The 6,155-nt window shown below is 68.8% G+C and carries 6 protein-coding genes; 4 read left to right on the top strand and 2 right to left on the bottom strand.

The annotated features are described in order from the left end of the window. Positions 1 to 95: 95 nt before the first annotated feature. The gene (locus KQ310_RS12160; RefSeq protein ID WP_259721997.1) at positions 96 to 278 is read left to right on the top strand and encodes a hypothetical protein; all 183 of its coding nucleotides are present in this window, start codon (positions 96 to 98) and stop codon (positions 276 to 278) included. Positions 279 to 325: 47 nt separating this feature from the next. Here KQ310_RS12160 and KQ310_RS12155 read toward each other — a convergent pair whose 3' ends face one another. Next, entirely contained in the window at positions 326 to 835 is a 510-nt protein-coding gene (locus tag KQ310_RS12155; protein ID WP_259721996.1) for an SAM-dependent methyltransferase, read from the bottom strand. 207 nt (positions 836 to 1,042) lie between these two features. Here KQ310_RS12155 and KQ310_RS12150 point away from each other — a divergent pair, with 207 nt between their 5' ends. Genes KQ310_RS12150 through KQ310_RS12140 form a run of 3 tightly spaced genes read left to right on the top strand, consistent with a single transcriptional unit; the run spans position 1,043 to position 5,375 of the window. Continuing rightward, a complete protein-coding gene (locus KQ310_RS12150; protein WP_259721995.1) occupies positions 1,043 to 2,062 on the top strand; it encodes an ArdC family protein in 1,020 nt (339 codons plus the stop codon). Positions 2,063 to 2,085: 23 nt separating this feature from the next. Then, on the top strand, positions 2,086 to 4,440 hold the full coding sequence (locus KQ310_RS12145) for an HAD-IC family P-type ATPase (RefSeq protein ID WP_259721994.1): 2,355 nt from the start codon (positions 2,086 to 2,088) through the stop codon (positions 4,438 to 4,440). Between the two features lie 5 nt (positions 4,441 to 4,445). Next, the gene (locus KQ310_RS12140) at positions 4,446 to 5,375 is read left to right on the top strand and encodes a cation diffusion facilitator family transporter (protein WP_259721993.1); all 930 of its coding nucleotides are present in this window, start codon (positions 4,446 to 4,448) and stop codon (positions 5,373 to 5,375) included. A 16-nt stretch (positions 5,376 to 5,391) separates the two neighbouring features. Here KQ310_RS12140 and KQ310_RS12135 read toward each other — a convergent pair whose 3' ends face one another. Then, complete coding sequence (locus KQ310_RS12135) at positions 5,392 to 6,090, bottom strand: GAP family protein (RefSeq protein WP_259721992.1); 699 nt, start codon at positions 6,088 to 6,090, stop codon at positions 5,392 to 5,394. Positions 6,091 to 6,155 lie beyond the last annotated feature (65 nt).

Below are 6,155 nucleotides of genomic sequence, written 5' to 3'. Positions count from 1 at the left end.
TGTGCCTGGCGGTGGATGGCGCCCAGCACAAGGGCAATCTCTAGCCCCGCCGGCGTAGCTGGAGCCCTGCTGCCGAGCGTGCCCTGCGCCATTCGGTGATTCAGCGCAAGATCAGCCATGGCGTCCAATCCCGCCAGGGTGCGATCTGCCGCAGCAGGCTGCTCACGGTCACCACCAGCCTGCGGCAACAGGGCCGTGAGATCTGGCAATTCCTGGAGCAGGCCTTGATCGCCCATCATCGCGGCGGCGAGATGCCATCGCTGTTGCCGAATCCCTAATCGGCTGTCATCGATCGTGGTGTCTGTGGCCGCTCGTTGATGAGTGATCAAGGGCGGTGAATGCTGCGTTGCTGCGTCACGGCCCCTGAACGGGTACCAGCCTGGTTTCCGCCTGTGTCAGCAAAGTTGTCCGCTCGGTCTGCCCCATCTATCCGGGTGCGGCGCAATTGCTTATGGATCCTGGAGGAGTCGAACTGCACCCCATCCGGCACGATTACAGCCGCATGGCCGTCGGGTTTGAGCAGCTGCAGAAACAGCGCCATGAACAGCAGCTCGGTCTTCTTCGTTTGCACCACCTGATGCAACTTGCCGCTGGTGCTTTCGAAATCAAGCGATCCGGCGAAGTGCGGATTGACCAGAATAAGGAGTTGGGTTTCTCCTGGGCTGCCCAGGGTGCGCAGGAAGGGGAACACGCTCTCGCCCACCAGGGCGTCTATCTCGCCGGCGGCCAGGGGGCTTAGGCCCGGGGCTTTCAAGCCGCCGCCGGGGCCGCGGACTTTCTCGGCAGCACCCATGGCCACCACATGATCCTTGGCGGCGGCGAACTCCTCATCCAAAACTCAGCGGTGCATTCAGGGTGGAGACCACCAGCGCCTCAGCAACGACCACACGTGCGAAAGAACAGCTGAGTGGCGGCTGCAGCGGATTCCAGGCAGCCAGCTCAGCGCCGGCGATAAGACACTGGTGGCACTGGATCTGGTGGAGTTCCCAGCCGGCCCCGATCACTGGCCGCGCGGGTGATTCCGGTACTGCGCCGCTGATCCATGGCTGTCGTCTCCCCATCTCCCAAGGCTTCTCCGGAGCTGAAGCTGGTTGCCTCCCTGATCGAGCTGATGGAGGACGGTACCACCCCCTGGCGCCGCGAGTGGGATGGCAGCGGCGGCGGCCACCACGTGAATCTGCTCTCCGGCCACCGCTATCGCGGCGCCAATCCGGTGCTGCTCAGCCTCGGCCTGCACATTCGCCTGGCGCAGCGCACCTCCGGCGGCGAAGGCGCTGCCCTGCCCTACTGGTGTGGCTTCTCAGAAGCCAGGAAACGGGGGATCGTCCCCCGCAAGGGCAGCAAGGCCATATACGTGCTGCGGCCACAGGTGCATCGCAAAGGTGAACCGGAACTGACTCAGGGGGGTGGAGGTGGCGAGGGTGCTGGTCAGAGTTCCGGCTCGGGCCAGGCCAGCGAAAACGTCTGGGTCAGCTACCGGCCGGTGCCGGTCTTCCATATCGCCGATCTGCAGGGCGAAGCCCTGGCCGGCTTGATCGAAGCCCGCCAGGCAGTCGAAGGGATAGCCATCCGGGCGGAGCCGGAGCGGTTGGCGGCCGCTGAAGCGGTGCTCAGCGCCTGGCCGGTGCCGGTGAGCCATGGCGGCGAGCGGGCCTGCTACTTCCCCACCATCGATCGGATCCAGCTGCCGGATCGCGCAGCCTTCCACTCCGCCAGTGCCCTCTACGCCACCTGGGCCCATGAGGCGATCCACTCCAGCGGTCATGGCTCCCGGCTCCAGCGGGATCTCTCCGGCCGGATGGGAGGCAGCGCCTCCAGCAGCCGGGCCTATGCCCGCGAAGAACTGGTGGCCGAGCTCGGGGCGGTGCTGCTGGGTGATCGGCTCGAGATCGGCAGCGATGTCTGCAACCACGCCGCCTACCTGGCCCACTGGATCGAGCTGCTCAGGGAGTCGCCGCGGCTGCTGTTCCAGGTGCTGAGCGAGGCCCGGCAGGCTGCGGATCTGATCGCACCCGATTGGATCGCCCATCCCAGCCAGGGCAAGACTGCCCAATGGCGCTAAGGAGGAGCATCAGAGGGGCCCGAATGAGCTGGCTTGAGCCCACCAACCTGCTGCTGCTGGCCTGTGCCCTGATCTACGGCCTGATCGGCGAATGGGTCGATGGCGGCATCCTGCTGGTGTTCGTGGTGGGCATCAGCCTGCTCGATGCCGTCCAGCAGCAGCGCAGCAACCACGCCTTGGCCGAACTGGCCCGACTCTCGGCGCCCCACGCCCATGTGCGGCGGGCTGGGGAGGATCTGGAGCTGCCCGCCGATCAGGTGCGTGTGGGCGATCGGCTCCGGCTGGAGGAAGGCGATCGGGTGGCGGCCGATGCCGCCCTCAGCGAGGCGGTGGGGTTGTGGCTGGATGAGTCGCTGCTCACCGGGGAATCGCTGCCGGTCGCCCGCTCCACGGCCGGGGAGCGGATCCTGGCGGGTTCCCTGGTGGCCAGCGGCCGCGGCTGGGCGGAGGTGGTGGCGGTGGCTGGCGCCACCGAGCTGGGCCGGCTTGGCAGCAGCCTGGCCACGGTGCAACCGCCGCCCACCCGCCTGCAGCGCCAGACCCGTCGCCTCACCGGTCGCCTCACCGTGCTGGCCCTGGGGCTCTGCGCGGCCCTGGCGGTGATTCAGGGGGCGGTCAGCGGCAACTGGCCCGAAGCCCTGCTGGCCGCCCTGGCCCTGGCCCTGGCAGTGCTGCCCAACGAAATCCCCGTGGTGCTGGCCCTGTTCCTGGCCCTCGGCGCCCTGCGCCTGGCCCGGATCGGCGTGCTGGCCCGCTGGCCGGCGGCGGTGGAGAGCCTCGGCAGCGCCACCGTGCTCGCCGTCGACAAGACCGGCACCCTCACCGAGAACCGCATGGGGGTGCAGCAGCTGCTCACCTGGCCGGAGCTGGAGGGCTGGCAGGCGGGAGACCCCCTGGAGGAACCCTTTCACGCCCTGGTGGAAATGGCGGTGCTGGCCAGCCGCGGTGACCCGGTGGATGCGATGGAACTGGCGATCCAGCGCCTCGCCGCCGATCAGCTCGGCGGCACCGAACACCTGCATCCCGACTGGCCCCTGGAGCGCGAGTACCCCCTGCAGAGCGATCTGCTGGTGTTCTCCCGCCTCTGGCACAACAGCAAAGGGGGTCTGGAGCTGGCCGCCAAGGGCGCCCCCGAGGCGATCGCTGATCTGTGTCACCTCGATGCCGGGCAGACCACGGCACTGCTGGCCGCCGCCGATCGGCTTGCCGCCAGGGGGCTGCGGGTGCTGGCGGTGGCGCGGGGGCTGGATGGCGTGACGGTGCACGAAGGTCAACCGTTCGCGAGCGGCGGCGCTCTTCCCGAACACGTGCACGGCTACCTGTTCGAGCCGGTGGGGTTCCTGGCCCTGGCCGATCCACTGCGCCCGGATGTGCCGGCGGCGATCGCCACGGCTCGAGGTGCGGGCGTTCGCGTAGTGATGATCACCGGAGACAGCCCGGTGACGGCCCGCTCGATCGCCGATCAAGCGGGCCTGCCGTCCGGTCCGGTGCTCTCCGGTTCGGAGCTGGACGCCCTGACGCCCCAGGCGCTGGCTGCCTCCATCGGTGAGGTGTCCGTGTTCGCCCGGGTGATGCCCCAGCAGAAGCTGCAGCTGGTGCGGGCCCTGCAGGCCGCCGGTGAGGTGGTGGCGATGACCGGCGATGGCGTCAATGACGCCCCGGCCCTCAAGGCCGCCGACATCGGCGTGGCCATGGGGCAGCGCGGCACCGCCGTGGCCCGGGAATCCGCCGATCTGGTGTTGCTGAACGACACCTTCAGCGATCTGGTGCAGGCCCTCGAACTGGGCCGGCGGGTCGATGCCAACCTGCACCGGGCACTGGGTTACACCCTCGCCATTCACCTGCCGATCGCAGCACTCGGCTTGGTGCCCCTGCTGCTGCCAGGCCAGGCCCTGATCCTGCTGCCGGTGCACATCGCCCTGCTGCACCTGGTGATCGATCCGGCCTGCACGGTGGTGTTCGAGGCATTGCCCGCCAGCCCGGGCCTGATGCGGCAGCCCCCCCGCCCACCGGAGGCGCCCCTGTTCGGGCCCGACACCTGGCGCCACTCCCTCACCCAGGGCGCCGTGGTGATGGTGGCCGCCCTGGTGCTGGTCTTCTGGCCCGATACGGCCGCCGCAACCCACCGCAGCCTGGTGTTCTCGCTGCTGCTGCTCGCCGGTGGAGGCCTGGTGTGGCTGAACGGAGATCCCCACAGCCGCATCACGGCCGCCGGTGCGGGCATCGGCCTGGGGCTGTGGCTGCTGCTGCTGGCCATTCCCGGGTTGCAGCAGGTGCTCAGCCTGGCGCCGATGCAGCCAGCCGAGATCCTCACCGTGATGATCACCACAGCGGTCGCCCTGCTACTGGCAGGGCTGCTCAACCGCCAACTCGCCTGACCCCCATGCCCCCCAAGCACGAGAGCCGCAGCCACCCGGCCGTGGAGATCCAGCGCCAGCCCCACCCCCGCCAGCATCAGCACCGCGCCGGATCCGGCACGGCCTTTCGCTGGAGCGTGATCCTCAACAGCGGCCTCTCGGCCCTGCAGCTCGCCATCGGCGTCGGCTTCGGGTCGCTGGCGCTGGTCGGGGATGCCGTGCACAACCTTGGCGATGTGGCCGGCCTGCTGCTGGGCTGGGGCGCCGAGCGGCTGAGCACGCGAGCCCCGAACGACCAGTTCACCTACGGCTACGGCCGCTCCACCCAGCTGGCCTCCCTGGCCAATGCGGGGCTGATCCTGATGGCCGCCACCGTGGTGCTGGTGGAGGGGATCAAACGCCTCAATGCCCCGGTCGAGGTGCTCAGCACTCCCGTGGCCTGGGCGGCTGCGCTGGGCATCGCCGTCAACCTCTTCTCCGCCCGACTGTTTGGCGACGACGGCAGCCACGACCTCAACCGCCGGGCGGCAGTGATTCATCTGCTCGGCGATGCCGCGGTGTCGGCCGCGGTGCTCGTGAGCGCCATCGTGGTGGGACTGACCGGCTGGAACTGGCTCGATGCCGCCACCGGCATTGGGGTCGGCCTGGCGGTGGCCTGGACGGGCTGGTCCCTGCTGGGCGCGTCCATGAGGGTCGCCCTCGATGCGGTGCCTGCCGGGATTGAGCCGGCGGCGGTGAATCAGGCGTTACGCAGCCTGCCAGGCGTTGTGGATGTGCACCATCTGCACATCTGGAGCATGAGCACCTCCCAGAACGCCCTGACCGCCCATGTGGTGCGTCGAACCGGAGAGGTCGACGACCTGGAACTGCTGCACCAGGCCAAGCAACGACTCGCCCAGCTCGGCATTGCCCACAGCACCCTTCAACTGGAGCCGGGGGACCAAGCTGATCCTTGAGAGGAACGGGCGTCGCTCAGCCCACCAGCTCCACCATCTGGTGCAGCCCTTCGATGCCCTGCCAACCCAGGTAGAGACCCAGCAGCAGCGCGAACACCCCGACCAGCCATTCGGCCCGGTGCACCAGCCAGTCGTTCAGCGAAGAGAGGGGCTGGCGCAAGCGGCCGCCGCTCACCATCCAGGCCAGGGGCGGCAGCAGCAACAGCGAGGTGGTCATGGTCACGAACACGGAGCCCACCTCCAGATCGCCCCGCAGATCAGAGTGGTTGGCCAGCAGCATGCCGCCCTCCTTGACATAGAACACCAGGTTTTCGGGGCTGACCAACGCACAGCCGGCCCCAAGAGCCAGCAGCGGCAGCGCATCGAGCTCCGGCAGCTGGCCCATCAGCTGCATGGCCCAGCCCTCCTCCCCCATGGCGACCGCCGGTGTGAGCTGAAACAGCCCCAGCCCCACCAGGGCACCGGCGCCGATCAGGTCCATCAGCACCTGACCGCGGCTGCCCAGGTGCATGGCCCAGCTGAAGCGGCTGCCCACCAGCACCACGGCGGAGAGGGCTCCGGCATTGGCCAGGACCCACCCCCCCAGGAAGGTGGCGCAACGGCGCAGCGGCTGACGCCCCAGCAGCAGCAGAGCCACAAGAGCGATGTTGATCGGACTGAAGGCGATGCCGAGGCCGAGGGCAACGGTCTGGGTGAACCAGTGGAAAGGAAGCATCGACGAATTCTGCCCCTTGCTCCACGGGACCGTGCCCTGACTCGGTGCTGCCCAACGACCAAATC

The sequence above is a fragment of the Synechococcus sp. CS-1328 genome, assembly GCF_025128095.1.
Taxonomy (GTDB): Bacteria; Cyanobacteriota; Cyanobacteriia; order PCC-6307; family Cyanobiaceae; genus CBW1002.
The sequence above is the reverse complement of the archived record's forward strand: the minus strand, read 5'-3'. Positions and strand labels throughout refer to the sequence as shown.